The sequence below is a fragment of the Nostoc sp. genome (genome assembly GCF_036919555.1).
In the GTDB taxonomy this organism is placed as follows: Bacteria; Cyanobacteriota; Cyanobacteriia; order Cyanobacteriales; family Nostocaceae; genus Nostoc.
The window spans coordinates 46,823-64,852 of sequence record NZ_JBALCS010000054.1; the positions used below are offsets into that span (position 1 = coordinate 46,823).

An 18,030-nucleotide genomic window follows, 5' to 3' on the forward strand; every position below is an offset into this window, starting at 1 on the left:
TGAAGTGTGTCCTTCTTTCCATTGTAAAGGTGGTAGAACAGACATCAAATCAATATTGCTCACTCTACTGTAATATCAACGTTGTAACATCGCGTGATTTCACTAAACAATGCCACGGCAAGCCCAAATAAAAAGCTTCAGGAAACGTTGGTTTCCTCGGATTCTCAAAAGAACTTTGATCATGCTGTTAGTGCTGGGGCTATTGTTAGTGGGATTCGCCACTTATACTGTGCGCCAATCCTTTCCTGAAGAGAGTGGCACAATTCAACTACCTGAACTCAAAGCTGAAGTAACCGTCCAGCGTGATAAATGGGGAATTCCCCACATTTATGCTGCCAACTCCCACGATTTATTTATGGCGCAAGGTTATATCCACGCCCAAGATCGTTTTTGGCAAATGGATTTTTGGCGACACATCGGTTCTGGGCGACTCTCAGAAATGTTTGGTTCTTCTCAGGTTGACACTGACAGATATCTGCGGACAATGGGTTGGGCGAGGGTGGCGCAGCAAGAAGTTCAGGAAATTAATGCAGAGATGAAGGCATATCTGGAAGCATATGCAGATGGTGTCAATGCCTATCTGTCAGAGCATCAAGGTAGCGCCTTGAGTCTAGAATACGCTGTGCTAAAATTTCTCAATCCTGGGTATAAGCCAGAACCTTGGCAAATACTGCATTCCCTGACTTGGGGAAAGGTGATGGCTTACGATTTGGGTAGAAATTTCGAGAGCGAAATTGAACGTGTCATCCTGCTCAAAACTCTTACTCCCACCCAAGTAGAGGAACTTTTTCCACCATATCCTCAAGATCTGCCAGTGATTTTGCCTGAGTTGCAGCAAGCAGAGGAAGCAGGGGGAGCAGGGGGAGGGGGGGACAAGAATGCTAAACTACTCTACTCTCCAGATGTCTTCCCTGCTTTAGAGTCAATTACTAAGCCGATGATGGCTTTGGAACAACTTATAGGACCCAGGGGAATAGGTATTGGTTCAAATAACTGGGTGATATCTGGTCAGCGGACGGCTACTGGTAAACCAATTTTGGCGAATGACCCCCACTTAGGTGTACAAATACCTTCTATCTGGTATGAGGTTGGTTTGCACTGCACACCTAAGAGTGCAGAATGTCCCTACAACGTTACTGGCTTTTCCTTTGCGGGAATGATCGGGATAATTATCGGTCATAGCGATCGCATTGCCTGGGGTGTGACTAATGTACAATCTGATGTGATGGATTTATACATCGAGAAAATCAACCCAAAGAACCCAAATCAGTATGAGGTAAATGGCAAATGGGTTGATATGAAACTCGTGCAAGAGACGATTCAAGTCGCGGGAAGTCAGCCGATTGTGCAAACGGTGCGCTATACCCGACATGGGCCGATTCTCTCTGATGTTTCACCTAATCTGAAGGAGTTCCAGCCAAGTCAGCCGTTACAAATACCGCAAAACTACGCCGTAGCCCTGCGCTGGACAGCTCTAGAACCTTCCAAAATAGGGTATGCCATTTCCCAAATCAATCGCGCTCAAAACTGGCAGGAATTCCGTACTGCTGCCAGGAACTATGATGTCCCGGCTCAAAACTTGGTCTACGCTGATGTTGATGGCAATATTGGCTACCAAATGCCTGGTAAATTCCCGATCCGAGCCAAGGGAAATGGGCGTTATCCCGTTCCTGGTTGGACGGATGAATATGAGTGGCAAGGCTATATTGACTTTGAACAGTTACCCAAAAGTTTTAATCCATCTCAAAGTTATATTGCTACTGCCAATAATTTAGTTATGCGTAAATTTCCTTACTTAATTACCACAGACTGGGTTTATGGCTATCGGGCAAAGCGGATCGTTGAAATGATTTCACAACAAACGCAACCGATTTCCCTGAAGGATGTGCAGGGGATACAAGGTGACGATCGCAATCTCAATGCACAAACATTAGTGCCACTACTGCAATCTATCACTGTTGATACCCCCCGCTTGCAAGCAGCCCAAAAACTTTTACGAGATTGGAATTTGCAGTTGGGAATGACATCGCCTGCTGCTGCCTTGTTTGAAGTATTCTGGAAACACTTGCTAGCAGATACGTTTCACGATCAATTGCCTGAAAGATACTTTCCTGATGGAGGCGATCGCTGGTATGCTGTGGTAGCAAATCTGGTAAAACAGCCTAATAGTTCTTGGTGGGATAATCGCAACACCCCAAAAGTTGAGAACCGCGACCAAATCCTGCGACAATCCTTTACAGAAGCCGTGGAAGAACTAGAACGGATTCAAAGCAAAGACCCGAAAAACTGGAATTGGGGCAAACTACATACTGTTACTTTTCGCAATGCCACCTTGGGTAAATCTGGGGTTGCACCGATTGAAGCTTTATTTAATCGTGGTGCATTTACTACGGCTGGTAATGGCGAAACAGTGAATGCTAACCGATGGAGAGCAAACAAATCCTTTGAGGTAACTGATATTCCTTCACTGCGGATGATTGTAGACTTGGGAAATTTGGATAACTCAGTAGCGATTCATACACCTGGACAATCAGGCCATGCTTTTTATCGGCACTACAACGATATGGTTGACTCCTGGCGCAAGATTGAATATCATCAGATGCTTTGGGAACAGAAGACTGTTGCAAATAATACTGCTACGACATTGAAGTTAGTTCCAAAATTGGCAGAGTAAAGGACAAGCTGACTATGCTTCGGTGTAGTCGTCAGAAAAACGTTCATCCCTTGGAATCCTGGGATGATAGTGATTTAGTTGATTAGTATTAATTGGTTTTTTCTGTTGAGCAGGGATATTTCGCCAACCTAAATCTTTGAGGATTCTCTGAGCTGCAACTTCACCTGTTCTACAACCCCCTTCCATATATCCTTGGTAGGACTGAGAGCAGTGTTCACCGGCAAAAAATAGATTACCTACACGTTCTTGTTCAGCTCCACTTATCCCTGTCCATTGTCCGACTAAATAGCAAGCATAGGAGGCTCTTGTGTATTGCTCTCCAGGCCAATAGGCGCGAATGGCTTCACCTTGACGCAGGTTTTTGATTCCGGGGAAAATCTGATTTAATTGTGGTAAAAGTATTTGAGCTTGAGATTCAGCTGAACCTTTGCCCAAAGATAAACCATGTTTACCACCAGTAAAGTCAGTAACCAGACCTGTGGGGCTTTTTTGGTAGCGACTGGCTTCCCAGGTGTTTTGAAAGCCTGTATCAGTAAATGTTGCTGCTGTTGAGTTATATTTAGTGCGCCACAATTTTTGTTGATAGGCTGTAATTAACTTGGCATTTGTACCATATCCTAATTCTGCGTTAGCGAAGCTCACCGAAGGTATCGCTTTCTTTTTAAATGCTGGTAAATTCACATCCAGCTTCACTAAACGCAAAGTGCTAAAGGGCAATGTCAGCAATATCCTTTCATAAGTGCAATCAAAAGTTTTATAACCAGACCGTAAACTAACTCGATAGCGACCATCGGGACGGATATAGATAGCTTCCAATTCTGTTTCAGTTTGTATAGCATAAGCTAAGGAATTCGCTAGCAGACGGGGTACTTGGTCGTTACCACCACGAATGGTATAACGTTCATCGCTTTCACCGTAGAGTGAGAATCTATCAGTGTTAGTACCAATCAAAAACAGTAGATTCAAACAGGATTGTTCTACCGCTTCTCGACCATACTCGGTAGTATAAGATACCTTCAGCATTTGTTGCAGAATGGGATTAATTTGTGCTTGCTCTAAATATTCTGCAATGGAAGTATTATCTAAAGTGAAAGCTGCCTGATTGTAAGAGCGATAAGTTACATCTCCATCCCCAATAGCAGCTAAATCAGCTTCAATTTTTTTGGCTAAAGGAATAAAGTAATTAATAATTTCTAGTTCGGGAATTTTGCGTCTTTGAAAGTACCATGTTTCTGGCACTAATCCCTTATCAGTAGCGAGTATATCGACTATTGTTAAACCAAGTTCTTGAGCAAGCGATCGCAATTTCGTATGATCTGTATCAATAAATTCTCCACCTAGTTCCACAGTCACGCCAGTACCTGCTGCGTTGGCTAAACTACGCATCCGACCACCAACGCGATTCCTCGCCTCAATGATGTCTACAGGAACCCCAGCTTGACGTAAGCGGTAAGCAGCAGTTAAGCCAGCAATTCCTGCACCCACTACTAGCACCTTGGGAATCGTGGCAAAAGCCGTAGAATCACGTCCATTATGCCAAGTAGCTGTAGCTAATGCGCTTGCTAATCCCAAACCCCCATACAGTAAGCGGCGACGAGTGGTTCTTTGTTTTAAAATGTCAACGATCTCATCTGTGGGAATGCCAGTTTTGATCGATGCCCTCGCAATTTTATAAGCGCGTTGGAAAGATACCATTAGTGCAGACCTAGCCATTCAACGCACCTCTATTGCCGCTAATTTTCAAATATTATTAATAATCGCACGTTGAAATGACTTTTTTGATGAAGTAATTAAATTAAAATATGAAAATTAATCAAATTTCTCCTGAAATTTTTGGTTTATCAAAGTGTGAGCAATAAATAATTAAAGGTTTGTAGTAAACGGTTCCAGCCCTTACTACGAGATAATTTAACTAAATTTAAAATACGTAATATAGTTTGATTTATTCTTGCCCACTTACTTGTATTAAGTGAAACACTTTCCTTTATTTTTAACAGTGACTTTACCAAAAAGCTAATTAGGTGGACACTATATTAGCCTTCAAATTCACGTTTACTTAGTTAAATAGGCAGTCGATAACCACCAAAAACAGCAAAGCTAAAATTTTTGTACCAACAATCCACATTTTGAAAACCAGCCGCTTCTAGCCAGCAAAGTTGAATATCAAGGGTTGCCATGCGATCGTATTCCATGCGTTTTTGTGCAGCTTTAAGATCCTCCTGTGAGATACCCTTAGCACGGACAGAATCTAACCAGTGTTGGCGATAAAGTTCTTCTAAATCAGGGGTTTTGCCAAGAACTTGATCGGCGTTGACAAATATCCCTCCAGGATTGAGGATATCATAAATCCGTTGATAAAGAAGTTCTTTGTCGAAATCTGACAGATGATGAATCGATAAGGCCGAGATTATCAGGTCATAGGAACTACCTAAATCAGTCTTAATGTAATCACCAATTAAGATTTTGGGAGATTTGCCCATTTTACTAAATCTAAACTTAGCTTTCTCTAGCATCTCAGGGGCTAAGTCCAGCAAGGTGAACTCTGCATTGGGGAAGACAGACTGAACCATACCTGAGTAAAGTCCAGTACCAGCACCCAAATCTAGAATCTTCAAAGGCGCAGCGCCGTCGCCTGAGATGATTTCAACGGCTGTTTTGTAAAAGTCATCAAAACAGGGAATTAGGATACGACGTAAGTTATCATAATCTGTTGCGGCAGTATTAAAAGCTTCTTGAATATTCATTTTTTAATCTTTAATAAAGGTAGAACTTTTTGTTTTAACAATTCAATTAAAGCTGGTTCCATATACTCATATTCATCTGGTATATCTAAACAGATAATTCTTTTATCTTTCAGCAAGGGCTGAAAATTTTTCGATAGTTTGCTTTTATGAGATTTTTCCATTACAAAGATAATATCAGCCCAGATAATAGCCTCCGTTGAAACTGGTACTTCGGCATAGCGATCTAAACCTGCTGAGTCTGTTTCAAGTTCTTCATATTCAGAAAACACAGCCTCGGCGGTGGGACTTCGCAGTTTATTCTGGCTACAGAAAATAAGAGCTTTTTCATTAGGTGTATCCATTTTGCTCTCCTGTGCAGCATCCTAAACTTATTCTAATTGGGCTTAGGGTTAGCGTAGCTCTACAGTTTAACAGTTCAGATAAAGTATTTTACTTTGCGATCGCACCACAGACAAGCCCAAAACTACGCTAAGTATAAGCGATCGTATTCTGTTCAACTTCAGAAAGTTGCATTGGAGTGTGGTGTTAGACAAATAGAATTTTATTGCTGTATATGTAATCCATGAACTATACCGCCTTCAGAATCAAATCTAGACTGAATGATAGAGAAAAACCTGCTATCCCCCTTTTCAAAATGTCTGAAAATTGCGTAAGCGAGTAGATCAGCAAGTTGAATTAGTCTCGAAGCTTTTGAGTCTAAAAATAAAGGCACTTCCGAAAAGTTTCTGATAACACCCCAACTGTATCCAATAGTTCTAAAGTCAGTTGCTAAAGATTGAATTGTTGTCTCGTAAGTGGATTTGTCAAAAATTATGATGCCTCTCTGTGTATTATCATTTTTGTGCAGCCTGATCAAATACCTATCAAACCTACTAGCTAGTTGTTCAAATGCAACTTCAACAGGGTCTTTTGGTGATACTACAGTCTTCTTGATCACACTTGCGAATAGTCGATTACTTGGGTGTGACTGTAGGAAAATCTGCAAAATATCTTCAATAGCTTTCTCTCTATCACTCTTAGGATAGCTTCTCCACTTTCCTCGTCCACTCAGCATTGGACTACCATGCAATTCAACTGATACTGGATCAGCCGGATCAAATCTAGCAGCAATTTGGTCAAGCTGATCAGAAATCCAGTATCCTTGGCGCTCGAATACACAAAACCCAGCCAGTACAAAATATTGTTGGTTTGAGTCGTGTGTTGTGCCAGACTCTCTGCATACAGCAAATACATGGCTGTTCTTTATTCTTAGACAATAAAAATCAGTCAAGGGAAGACCTAGCTTCCGCGATCTGAAAAGGTCAGACCTCTTGACTGCTATTCATATTATATCAGCTACTTTATAGGCTAGCTTGTCTCTGGTTGCCTAGTTATTAAAGTAAAATAGCTTACTCTGCGATCGCACCACAGACAATCCCAAAACTACGCCAAGTATAAGCGATCGCATCTGTTTAGCTTCAGAAAGTTGCATTAGAGTGTGGTGTTTATTCTTAGACAATAAAAATCAGTCAAGGGAAGACCTAGCTTCCGCGATCTGAAAAGGTTAGACCTCTTGACTGCTAACTATATTATAAGTTGTTATATCTCTAACATAAAAATTTTACTACAATAGATTCCTTATTTCAGGACTTACACCACCAGCAGATAAATAAAAATCCTGAATTTTTTTAACGTACTCGTAAACAAGTTTGTGCAAATCTGAATCAAAATTTGAAAATCCTTGCTCTGATGATAAATCTTCGTCTTCATCTTGCCATACCAAATGGCCAGGACATGGTTCTTTTGATTTCCAATTTTTTTTGTCTTTCTCTGAAGGAGTAATGCTTTTATCCCATACACGAATTATATACATATCATTTGGCCAACTAAAGTAAACTCCTAGCTCAATAAAAGATTTTTCCAGACTGACATCTATTTCAGATAACCTTATAGATGCATCATTTTCTTCATAGTCAGTAGAAGTTTTTAATTCACACTTGTTAGATTTTAAACCCTGAATAATTGATTCAGAAATATGTATTAAATTATTTTCCAGCTGACGGTAAGTGAAATCACTTCTATTGTTCTGTTTCATAGTGTCCCTTCTGAATTGAGATGGTCGCTTACAATACACTAAGGTAAGTTTGCTCAGAATTCATCGGTAAAACTCGCAACTTCCGATTTTTCAAGTCTGGTTCTAAGCCTAAAACTTCCATTGGCGTCACACCCAAAAGGGCATAGGGTACTTCTGTAAGTTCCAGACAATCAAAGGTTCCTTGGCGTTCTCCAATACTAAGTTCAACATCTCGGAAAATCCGCCCCTGCTGCACTCCAGCCGCAGTCTCTACCTGGGCTTCTCCACCTTGGACTAAACCTAGTTGACTAATAATGCTAGCAGGTAAACACAGCAAAGTTGCGATCGTATCAACTAAAACATTATCTAGAATATAAGAGCGAACTTCCTCTGGAGAAATAAAGCCTCGCTGTGCCAAAACTTGATCAATTCGATTCGTGACAGTGAGGGTAACTATTACTTGCCCCATTTGCTTACCTTGAAGATTTGGCAGTACCAGCTTACCCATTTCAGCAAACTCCTGAAAACAAAATATTTTTGAGAGATGCCTTAAAATACAAAGACGCAAAAACGCTTCTGCGCTTCTGCGTCTCTGCATCAGATATCGGACTACTTACACCATTTCAGACGAAGCCTGCATCATCTGCTGCGGCTGCGGCTGGAACATGAACAACGAGTACACCACATCTCGGCGAATGTTAACCATCATATCCAAGAAGAGTTCGTAACCCTCGCTCTTATACTCAATTAGCGGGTCTTTTTGACCATAACCGCGTAATCCCACCGATTCGCGCAAAGCATCCATTTGTTGCAGGTGTTCCCGCCACAGTGTATCAATGCGTTGCAAGATAAAGAAGCGTTCAGCTTGGCGCATCAGTCCAGGTTGAACTTGGTCAATCTGTGCTTCTTTGAGATCGTAAGCAATTCGCACCTGTTCGTGGAGGAAGGCTTTAATCTCACTAACAGACATATCCTCTAATTGATTTGGCTGCAAATCCGCTAGCAGATAGACGAATTCTTTGACTTTCTCAACCAACTTTTCTAACTCCCACTCTTCCGAGGGTAAGTCTACGTTGATGTAGTAATCAACGATGTCATCCATCGTTTTTTCAGCGTACTTGATTACCTGTTCTTTCAAATCTTGACCTTCTAGCACTCGGCGGCGTTCGGCATAAATAGCACGACGTTGATTATTCATCACCTCGTCATACTCAAACACCTGCTTACGAATATCGTAGTAATAGGTTTCAACTTTTTTCTGTGCGCCTTCCAAACTGCGGGTGAGCATCCCAGATTCGATGGGCATATCTTCTTCCACTTGGAAAGCATTCATTAACCCAGCAACACGTTCGCCACCAAAAATCCGCAGTAGGTTATCCTCTAAACTTAGGAAGAATCTCGTGGTTCCAGGGTCGCCTTGTCTTCCTGCACGTCCGCGCAACTGGTTGTCAATCCGCCGCGATTCATGGCGTTCTGTACCAATTACGTGCAAACCGCCGATTTCCACTACCTCATTATGTTCGCGGGTAGTAAATTGTTCATATTCCTGCTTAACGCGATTGTAAGCTGACCGCAATTTCAGAATCACAGGGTCATCAATGGGAGCTTTTTCTGCGGCGATCGCTACCTTGTCTTCTGCTTCCAGTTCCGGTAAACTGCGATCGCCATACTCACGCACCGCAATTTCTACTGCTTCTTTAATTAGTTTTTCTGTTTCTTTTGTCAACTGGGTGGGGAAAATTTCTGGCGAAGCCCGCCAAGTTTTGACTTTTTTACCAGGGGCAAAACCTTGACCACTGCCGTGTCCTGTTGGTAATCCGGCTGGTCTTTGAACGCTAAAGCTGTCTTCATCTTCTGGCATGACGATTCGGGGCATGAAGTATTCCCGCAGTTTCAGACGTGCCATGTATTCGGAGTTACCACCGAGAATAATGTCAGTACCTCTACCAGCCATGTTGGTAGCAATAGTAACAGCACCTTTGCGTCCGGCTTGGGCGACGATTTCCGCCTCACGTTCCACATTTTCCGGTCGGGCGTTGAGTAATTCGTGGGGAATGTCTAGTTGCTTCAGCAGTCGGCTGAGAAGTTCGGATTTTTCTACACTAGTGGTTCCTACTAATACAGGTCTGCCGAGTTCGTGCATTTCGGCACATTCTTTAGCGATCGCCCCCCACTTGCCCGGTTCTGTCTTAAAGACCATATCAGACACGTCTTCGCGTCTTCTGGCTTGATTGGTGGGAATTACCGCGACTTCCAGTTTGTAAATTTTTTCAAATTCTGGTTCTTCTGTTTTTGCCGTTCCGGTCATTCCACCGAGTTTTGGATACAGCAAAAACATATTTTGATAAGTAATTGTCGCTAGAGTTTGAGTTTCTGGCTGAATTTCTTCGTGTTCTTTGGCTTCAATAGCCTGGTGTAGTCCATCACTCCAACGCCGTCCGGGTAGTACCCGACCGGTAAATTCATCCACAATTACCACTTCTCCATTGCGGACGATGTAATTTACGTCCTTGAGAAAAAGTTCTTTGGCTTTAATCGCATTGAAAACGAAGTGCGCCCAAGGATCTTCTGGGTCAAATAAATCTGTGACTCCCAAAAGATTTTCCGATTCAGCAAAGCCTTCATCTGTCAATAGCACGTTACGAGCTTTTTCATCCACATCGTAATGCTCGTCTTTCTTGAGTGTGAATGCGATTTGGGCGGCTTGGAGATACTTTTCTGTAGGTCTTTCCACCTGCCCAGAAATAATCAGTGGTGTCCGCGCTTCATCAACTAAAATCGAGTCTACCTCGTCAATCACACAATAATTGAACGGGCGTTGCACCACATCTGCCATTGATGTCGCCATGTTATCCCGCAGGTAGTCAAACCCGATCTCACTGTTAGTGACATAGGTAATATCGCAGTCGTAATTTTTCTGGCGTTCGCTGGGAGTCATGCTTGCCTGGATTAACCCCACACTCAGCCCCAAGAATCGATGCACCTGTCCCATCCATTCCGCATCCCGACGAGCCAGGTAATCGTTGACGGTGATGACGTGTACACCTTTACCAGTGAGGGCATTCAAATAACTCGGCAAGGTGGCGACCAATGTTTTACCCTCGCCGGTTTTCATTTCGGCAATTTGCCCTATATGCAAAATGATCCCGCCAAGGAGTTGGACATCAAAGTGCCGCAAGCCTAAGACTCGCCGTCCTGCTTCCCGGACAACGGCGTAAGCTTCTGGCAATAGGTCATCCAGAGTTTCGCCTTTTGCAACCCGTTGTTTAAATTCGGCGGTTTTACCTTTTAACTCATCATCAGAAAGAATCTTAATTTCTTCCTCTAAAAGGTTAATTTCAGTAACAGAAGGTTGGTATTTTTTAAGCTTACGAGCGTTGGGGTCGCCCAACAAAAGTTTTAGCATGGCAGATTATAGAACTGAATCAAGGGGGATGGGAATTAAAGGTTCGGCATTGATTATAAACATTTAACCCAACCCAACCGTTTCGGTCGTGGATGGGTGTGAAATGAGAATTACCTCAAAAACAGGAGAAAAACGAGCCAATCACTTTCTTAAATAATTGGTTTTAACTCTTATCTTATATTTACTCTTTCTTCATAGTATCATTTTGCCCCCAGATGAGGCCAGAGAAGGAGTGGGAGAATAGAGTGAGGAGTTAGGAGTTAAGAGTTAACGCGATGTGCGACTTCTTCTTAAAACCCCACTTCCATTCCTCTCTCCGCTTCGGGGAGAGGCTTTAAGTCTTGCTCGCCAACCCTGGTAGGGAAGGGGCTGGGGGTTAGGTTTGAGAGAAAGTTGCACACCGCGTGAGTTATGAATTTTTTAACTCCTAACTTCTGTAGAGAGGCGATTAATCGCGTCTCTACTCTTCATTTCCACTCTGCTGTCAGGCGGCGGAAATTGTAATCACTAACACTGGGATGACAGCTGACACAACTGCCAAGCTGGACGGGACGTGGTAACTTAACTCCTGGATGCAAAGCTTTAAAATAACGTGAGTTGTTGACGCGATAGGGTGTTTCTTCGTCGTCTAGTTGGACACGGGAGAAAGTCGAAAGATATTTCCACACCAAGATGCGCTGCGGATCAACTAAAGGCTTTAGTTGTGCGCCGTAGTGCTGGGAGTCTTCCAGAAGATTTTTCCAAGTTTGGGTGGGCAAAACGGCTGGTGGTAAGCCGATGTGGCATGTGGAGCAGCTTTCTAAATACACTTCTTGCCCTAGTTGGTACTGTGCAGGCACTACGTCAACAGTGCCAATTTCGGCGGAAGGAGTAGCACTTTGAGCGTTAGTTGCCAAAGCTAGAAGCCATCCCATAACTAGGCTCCAGGTGACAATTACCAGAAGTAAACCGAAAAATTGGCGTTTGAATTCACGTTCGGCGCTTTGGTGTAACGATCGCATTTCGCCATCGCGGGTTTTGCGCTTAACAAAAATTGACATTCCTCACATTCCCAGATATTTAGAAGTGGCGCTTGTGCTAATCATAAGACTTACGCAGTTTTGGCAGTATTTGGTGATTTTGCCTAAGTACTTTTGGCAACCAACGCATCTTTCATATCCACAAGAGTAAACGGCGTTTTTGTACCCCCACCATGCGATTGGGTGGGGGTATTAAACCATAGGATGCAGAAATTTACATCTGCGATCGCTATAGTTTTATAATCTAGATGACCAATCTGCCATCAGCCTAACCAATTAATTTCTGCCAGTTAGTAGGCCCGACAATCCCATCGGCTTCTAAACCATTTTGCTTTTGAAAGTTCTTAATTGCAACCTCTGTTTGCGGCCCGTAGACGCCATCATTATCAACACCTAAACGGTATTGCAAGTATTTGACAACTGCACCACCAGCATGGTTTGGTCTGATAATTCGTTTTGCCAAAATTAGATTTATGGCATTCCATGTAGCATCATCAGTAATTCCAGTCGGCTGAACCCCAATAATAGTCTGAAATTTTCCTACGGCAGATTTTGTGTTAGCCCCAGTGAAACCATCTTCCACTAGCGCCGTACCATTTTTATCAGTTATTTTGAGTCGATTTAATGCCTTTTGCAGTCTAAGAATAGTTGTATCTACATTCTCCTCTTCATCTGGTACGGGTTTAACAGGAACACTTGACACTTTACCAGTTAAGCCTTTGACGATCGCATTAGCTATTGCTTCTGGATTATAAAGATTCATATCTTTTTGCGAATCGACAAAGCAACCTTCTACCAGAATCGCCGGCATATCTGTATGTTTCAGAACATACAAGTGGGAACCACTCTTAACGCCGCGATTAAAAAATCCTAACTTGACGATTTCATCTAGTACAGGTTTAGCGATTTTTGTCCCCGTATCGCTAGTCGAATATACTTCTGTGCCGTTAGCTTGTCCATTAAAGCAGTTAAAATGAATCGCAACGTAAATATCTACTTTACTCCCATTAGCTGTAGAACATCTTTTTGAAAGCGATTCAGTTACTGTACGAGCGCTACTTGGTCTACATACTACGACTTCGTTCCCCAAAGCTCTTAACTTGGCTATAACTCTATTACCGACATCTAGAGTTAAATTATCCTCAAATTTAATCCCGCTCGCTCCTGTATCTGGTGGACAATTGTGCCCGCTATCAATTCCAAATTTCATGATTTCATCCTCAAGTTAGTTATTTTGACACTAGTACCGCAGGGCAGAATTCAAAATTCAAAATTCAAAATTCAAAATGAATATAGCGTAAGCGTTTCATTTATTTTGAGTGGGTGGTTTATTTATGCCGTGCTGTACTAGTTTAAATCTCTTCCAATTATAGATACAAAGTTTTGTTAATAATTTTTTTGAAGTAGTTGTTGGGAATGTCCACATTATTTTAAGTAATACTACACTGGCAGACAAATTCAAAATTCAAAATTCAAAATTCAAACATTTTAGACAATTTCAGACAGTGATTTAAACCCTGACTGAAATTGAAGCTATGTGTAGACGTAGGGGGCTTAAACCCTTCGATTTGCGATAAGTTTTTGCCTGAATCTGAACAGCAAATTTACTGTGGTAAAATCCACTAATTCAAAGGTATATTTTCACCAAAAACACAACCATTATAATTTATCAAAATCGGGAATAACCCGTTAATTTTTGCAATAAATTGAAATGCAGCAATTGCCTCCATTATTCAGATAATAACGCTGACAAATGTACTTAGTAGACTGTGACGGAAGTTTACCGACTTTTAACCAGTTGCTCAAGCAATTGTCTTGTTAATTGAGATGGTAGCTGAATTTACGTCCTACCTCAAGGTACTACTGACCAAAGAGGCAGGGGAGCAGGGAGCAGGGGGCAGGGGAGAAAGATTCTGGAATTCCCCTGCCATCTGGGTTTCAGAGCAACTAAATTTATTTATGCCCAAAAGCAAAAATATTTATTTCGAGATGCATAGCACGAGAAATAATGCGTCCGTTTTCAGAGCAAATAATTTTATTTATGGGGTTCTCCCCCCTGCTCCCTGCCCCCTGCTCCTTTTCCTCTTCTTTGACCGAAATCTGTGGGTAGATATTTAACAATCAACCTGTGAGCCAGTTTAAAATTTAAGTAAAGAAATATTTCGTAGCTTACAGGCATGAAACGCATCGTCTTGGTTGCTGGGTTTGAATCGTTCAACGCTGACTTGTATAGAAAAGCAGCTTTTTTGGCTAACTCTCGCTGTCCAGAGTTGGATATTCGGGTATTTAGCGATCGCGATATTACCAGTAAACGCACCGAGGTAGAAGCAGCACTTCATGAAGCGGATGTATTTTTCGGTAGCCTACTATTTGATTATGACCAGGTTGTGTGGTTGCGCGATCGCATTGCCCAAATTCCCATCCGTTTGGTGTTTGAGTCAGCCTTAGAATTGATGAGTTTAACCAAGTTGGGTGACTTTGCCATTGGCGACAATCCCAAAGGAATGCCCAAACCAGTTAAATTCATCCTCGACAAATTTAGCAACGGACGAGAAGAAGACAAACTCGCTGGTTACATCAGCTTCTTAAAAATTGGCCCCAAACTACTGAAATACGTGCCAGTGCAAAAAGTCCAAGACTTACGCAACTGGTTAATTATCTATGGTTACTGGAATGCTGGCGGTTCAGAAAACGTCGCTTCATTATTCTGGACACTAGCAGAAAAATACTTGGGTTTAAAAGTCGGCGACATTCCCCCGCTAGTCGAAACCCCCAACATCGGATTACTCCATCCCGACTATCCAGGATTTTTTGAATCGCCCCGCGAATATTTAGAATGGTATAAAACCCATTGTAGAGACGCGATTCATCGCGTCTTCCCTAATCGCGTCTCCCCAGTAGTAGGAATTCTCCTCTACCGAAAACACGTCATCACGAAACAACCCTACATTCCCCAACTAATTCGCAGTTTTGAATCAGCCGGGTTAACTCCTTTGCCCATTTTCATCAACGGCGTGGAAGGACATGTGGCGGTACGAGATTTGATGACAACCGACTATGAAATTCAGCAACGACAACTAGGTAATATAGAGACTGCCTCGCTTTCTAGTGAAGCAGTAAAAGTCGATGCGATCGTTTCGACAATTGGCTTTCCTCTGGTGGGTGGCCCGGCTGGTTCAATGGAAGCTGGGCGTCAGGTGGAAGTAGCAAAGCGCATCCTCACTGCCAAGAATGTACCTTATATTGTTGCTGCACCACTATTAATTCAAGATATTCACTCGTGGACGCGCCAAGGTGTCGGCGGATTGCAAAGTGTCGTCTTGTACGCGTTACCAGAATTAGATGGTGCTATTGATACCGTTCCCCTCGGTGGTTTAGTGGGCGAAAATATTTATCTAGTTCCCGAACGGGTGCAGCGACTAATTGGTAGGGTGAAAAGTTGGGTGGCTTTACGACAAAAACCGACATCGGAACGCAAGATTGCGATCGTTTTATATGGGTTTCCTCCAGGTTATGGTGCTGTGGGTACAGCTGCATTATTAAATGTCCCGCGTAGTTTGCTGAAGTTTCTCCACGCACTCAAAGAACAAGGTTACACCGTCGGGGATTTGCCGGAAGATGGGGAAGAATTAATTCGCTCTTTGAAAGAGGCGGATGAATCTTTAAATAACGCGGAGAATATCCCTGCATCTGTAAATGTCCGCACATTAGAAAAATGGTTGGGATATCTGCAAACCTCCCGCATCGAAAAACAATGGAAATCTCTCACGGGGACTGGAATTAAAACCTATGGCGACGAATTCCAAATTGGTGGTGTGCAATTAGGAAATGTGTGGATAGGTGTACAACCACCTTTAGGTATACAAGGCGACCCGATGCGCTTAATGTTTGAACGAGATTTAACGCCCCATCCCCAATATGCTGCTTATTATAAATGGCTGCAAAATGAGTTTCAAGCTGATGCTATAGTTCACTTTGGAATGCATGGAACGGTAGAATGGTTGCCTGGTTCTCCTTTGGGTAATACGGGTTATTCTTGGTCGGATATTTTGTTAGGAAATTTGCCTAATTTATATATATATGCGGCGAATAATCCTTCTGAATCGATGTTGGCAAAACGTCGCGGTTATGGTGTAATAATTTCTCATAATGTACCGCCTTATGGACGGGCAGGTTTGTATAAGGAATTGGTAGCATTGCGAGATTTGATTTCGGAGTATCGTGAAGATCCACAAAAGAATTATGTCTTGAAGGAAGGGATTTGTAAAAAAATTGTGGACTCTGGTTTAGATGCAGATTGTCCGTTTTTAGAGGCGAAAAAGTTGGGTATTGCCTTTACTCCCGAAAATGTGCGGTTGTTTAGCGCTCATGCTTTTGATGGTTATTTGGCGGAGTTGTATGGATATTTGCAAGTTTTAGAAAATCGGTTGTTTTCTTCTGGGTTGCATACTTTGGGGGAAGCACCGAATGAGGAGGAATTGGGGTCGTATTTGGAGGCTTATTTTGGGGGGGAAGAAGGAATAAACGAACCGCGTTCGCGAAGCGTCTCGCAGAGAAGGCGCGTTCACGAAGTGTCTCGAAGAGAAGGACGCGAAGAAGAAGAAAGAGAAGAGGAGGAAAGGCTAATAAGGGATTTATTGATGCAATCTACGGATGAGTTAACGAATTTGTTAAGGGGATTGAATGGGGAATATATTCCGCCTGCGCCTGGTGGTGATTTGTTGCGGGATGGGGCTGGTGTTTTGCCGACTGGGAGAAATATTCATGCTTTAGATCCTTATCGGATGCCTTCACCTGCGGCTTATGAACGGGGACGAGAAATTGCTCAAAAAATTATCGCCCAGCATTTGGATGAATCTGGGACATATCCTGAAACGGTGGCGGTGATGCTTTGGGGATTGGATGCGATTAAAACCAAGGGTGAATCTCTGGGGATTCTATTGGAATTGGTGGGGGCTGAACCTGTTAAGGAAGGAACTGGCAGAGTTGTTCGTTATGAATTGAAACCGTTGGTGGAAGTTGGACATCCCCGTATTGATGTGTTAGGTAATTTGTCTGGGATTTTCCGGGATAGTTTTGTAAATATTATCGAATTGTTAGATGATTTATTTCAACGGGCGGCTGATGCTGATGAACCCGAAGATCAGAATTTTATTAGAAGACATGCTTTAGCTTTAAAAGCCCAAGGTGTAGAAAATGTATCGGCGAGATTGTTTTCTAATCCGGTGGGTGATTTTGGTTCTTTGGTGAATGATAGTGTAGTTGATGGTAACTGGGAATCTGGCGAGGAGTTGGGCAATACTTGGCAAAGTCGCAATCTATTCAGCTACGGGAGAGAAGATAAAGGTCAAGCTAGACCGGAAGTGTTGAACACGTTGTTAAAAACTAGCGATCGCATTGTTCAAGAAATCGATTCGGTAGAATATGGTTTAACTGATATTCAAGAATATTACGCCAATACCGGCGGTTTGAAAAGGGCAGCAGAAAAACAACGCGGTAAAAAGGTTTCAACCAGCTTTGTGGAAAGTTTCTCGAAAGATACTACACCCCGCAATTTAGATGATTTGCTGCGAATGGAATACCGCACTAAGTTGGTAAATCCCAAATGGGCGCAAGCGATGGCGAATCAAGGTTCTGGTGGTGCATTTGAAATTTCCCAACGGATGACGGCGTTAATTGGTTGGGGTGGTACTGCCGATTTTACCGATGATTGGGTTTATGACCAAGCGGCTGATACTTATGCGTTAGATGCAGAGATGGCGGATAAGTTACGTAAGGCAAATCCGGAAGCTTTTCGCAATATTTTAGGCAGAATGTTAGAGGCGCATGGGCGCGGTTTCTGGCAAGCTGATGATGACAAGTTAGATAAATTACGTCAATTATATGAGTTGACAGATGAAGAATTAGAAGGCGTTACAGTTTAGAGAGTTGGGTACGTTAGGCATAATCACAAAATACCTTGAAAAGGCTACAAGATAAACGCTGTAGACTTTTTGTGTGAAAACAGAGAGAGCGATCGCTTTTCTTGAGGCGATCGCCACGATCTGATCTACGCTTAAACACAAGTCAATTGCGATCAGAGCGTGGCAATCTCAAACCCGACGATTGCTTAACTCCACTTCGTTGCGATCAAA

The 18,030-nt window shown here is 42.6% G+C and carries 11 protein-coding genes; 2 read left to right on the forward strand and 9 right to left on the reverse strand.

The genetic code is table 11. From position 1 onward, the window contains the following. Nucleotides 1-109 precede the first annotated feature (109 nt). Nucleotides 110-2,674: a penicillin acylase family protein gene (locus V7K36_RS16535; protein WP_335117470.1), complete on the forward strand. Its 2,565-nt coding sequence runs from the start codon at nucleotides 110-112 to the stop codon at nucleotides 2,672-2,674. A gap of 12 nt (nucleotides 2,675-2,686) precedes the next feature. Here V7K36_RS16535 and V7K36_RS16540 read toward each other — a convergent pair whose 3' ends face one another. The 9 genes from V7K36_RS16540 to V7K36_RS16580 form a co-directional block, all read right to left on the reverse strand. Beyond that, nucleotides 2,687-4,387 (reverse strand): flavin monoamine oxidase family protein, encoded by a 1,701-nt coding sequence (locus tag V7K36_RS16540; RefSeq protein ID WP_335117472.1) that lies wholly within the window; start codon nucleotides 4,385-4,387, stop codon nucleotides 2,687-2,689. 347 nt (nucleotides 4,388-4,734) lie between these two features. Beyond that, entirely contained in the window at nucleotides 4,735-5,418 is a 684-nt protein-coding gene (locus V7K36_RS16545) for a class I SAM-dependent methyltransferase (RefSeq protein WP_335117474.1), read from the reverse strand. Next, nucleotides 5,415-5,759: a low molecular weight protein tyrosine phosphatase family protein gene (locus V7K36_RS16550; protein WP_335117476.1), complete on the reverse strand. Its 345-nt coding sequence runs from the start codon at nucleotides 5,757-5,759 to the stop codon at nucleotides 5,415-5,417. Before V7K36_RS16550 ends, V7K36_RS16545 begins: the two co-directional genes overlap by 4 nt. A gap of 200 nt (nucleotides 5,760-5,959) precedes the next feature. After that, a complete protein-coding gene (locus V7K36_RS16555; protein ID WP_335117479.1) occupies nucleotides 5,960-6,688 on the reverse strand; it encodes a DUF3800 domain-containing protein in 729 nt (242 codons plus the stop codon). Between the two features lie 333 nt (nucleotides 6,689-7,021). Then, nucleotides 7,022-7,492 carry a hypothetical protein gene (locus V7K36_RS16560; protein ID WP_335117481.1) on the reverse strand — a complete coding sequence of 157 codons (471 nt, stop codon included), beginning with the start codon at nucleotides 7,490-7,492 and terminating at the stop codon, nucleotides 7,022-7,024. 28 nt (nucleotides 7,493-7,520) lie between these two features. Then, nucleotides 7,521-7,979, reverse strand: coding sequence for an aspartyl protease (locus V7K36_RS16565; protein ID WP_335117483.1), 459 nt, complete (start codon nucleotides 7,977-7,979; stop codon nucleotides 7,521-7,523). 105 nt (nucleotides 7,980-8,084) lie between these two features. Then, a complete protein-coding gene (gene secA, locus V7K36_RS16570; protein ID WP_335117485.1) occupies nucleotides 8,085-10,877 on the reverse strand; it encodes a preprotein translocase subunit SecA in 2,793 nt (930 codons plus the stop codon). 467 nt (nucleotides 10,878-11,344) lie between these two features. Beyond that, nucleotides 11,345-11,878, reverse strand: coding sequence for a cytochrome C (locus V7K36_RS16575; RefSeq protein ID WP_335117556.1), 534 nt, complete (start codon nucleotides 11,876-11,878; stop codon nucleotides 11,345-11,347). Between the two features lie 286 nt (nucleotides 11,879-12,164). Continuing rightward, nucleotides 12,165-13,106, reverse strand: coding sequence for an N-acetylmuramoyl-L-alanine amidase (locus V7K36_RS16580; RefSeq protein ID WP_335117487.1), 942 nt, complete (start codon nucleotides 13,104-13,106; stop codon nucleotides 12,165-12,167). A 967-nt stretch (nucleotides 13,107-14,073) separates the two neighbouring features. On the opposite strand from V7K36_RS16580, the gene bchH reads away from it, so the two are divergent. Then, nucleotides 14,074-17,820 carry a magnesium chelatase subunit H gene (gene bchH / locus V7K36_RS16585; protein ID WP_335117489.1) on the forward strand — a complete coding sequence of 1,249 codons (3,747 nt, stop codon included), beginning with the start codon at nucleotides 14,074-14,076 and terminating at the stop codon, nucleotides 17,818-17,820. The last annotated feature ends 210 nt before the right edge of the window (nucleotides 17,821-18,030 follow it).

Excerpts from the sequence above, each read along its gene's own strand:
- V7K36_RS16540 (WP_335117472.1), bottom strand. The coding sequence starts at position 4,387 with ATGGCTAGGTCTGCACTAATGGTATCTTTCCAACGCGCTTATAAAATT.
- bchH (WP_335117489.1), top strand. The coding sequence starts at position 14,074 with ATGAAACGCATCGTCTTGGTTGCTGGGTTTGAATCGTTCAACGCTGAC.
- V7K36_RS16535 (WP_335117470.1), top strand. The coding sequence starts at position 110 with ATGCCACGGCAAGCCCAAATAAAAAGCTTCAGGAAACGTTGGTTTCCT.
- V7K36_RS16565 (WP_335117483.1), bottom strand. The coding sequence starts at position 7,979 with ATGGGTAAGCTGGTACTGCCAAATCTTCAAGGTAAGCAAATGGGGCAA.
- V7K36_RS16545 (WP_335117474.1), bottom strand. The coding sequence starts at position 5,418 with ATGAATATTCAAGAAGCTTTTAATACTGCCGCAACAGATTATGATAAC.
- V7K36_RS16580 (WP_335117487.1), bottom strand. The coding sequence starts at position 13,106 with ATGAAATTTGGAATTGATAGCGGGCACAATTGTCCACCAGATACAGGA.
- V7K36_RS16575 (WP_335117556.1), bottom strand. The coding sequence starts at position 11,878 with ATGCGATCGTTACACCAAAGCGCCGAACGTGAATTCAAACGCCAATTT.
- secA (WP_335117485.1), bottom strand. The coding sequence starts at position 10,877 with ATGCTAAAACTTTTGTTGGGCGACCCCAACGCTCGTAAGCTTAAAAAA.
- V7K36_RS16550 (WP_335117476.1), bottom strand. The coding sequence starts at position 5,759 with ATGGATACACCTAATGAAAAAGCTCTTATTTTCTGTAGCCAGAATAAA.
- V7K36_RS16560 (WP_335117481.1), bottom strand. The coding sequence starts at position 7,492 with ATGAAACAGAACAATAGAAGTGATTTCACTTACCGTCAGCTGGAAAAT.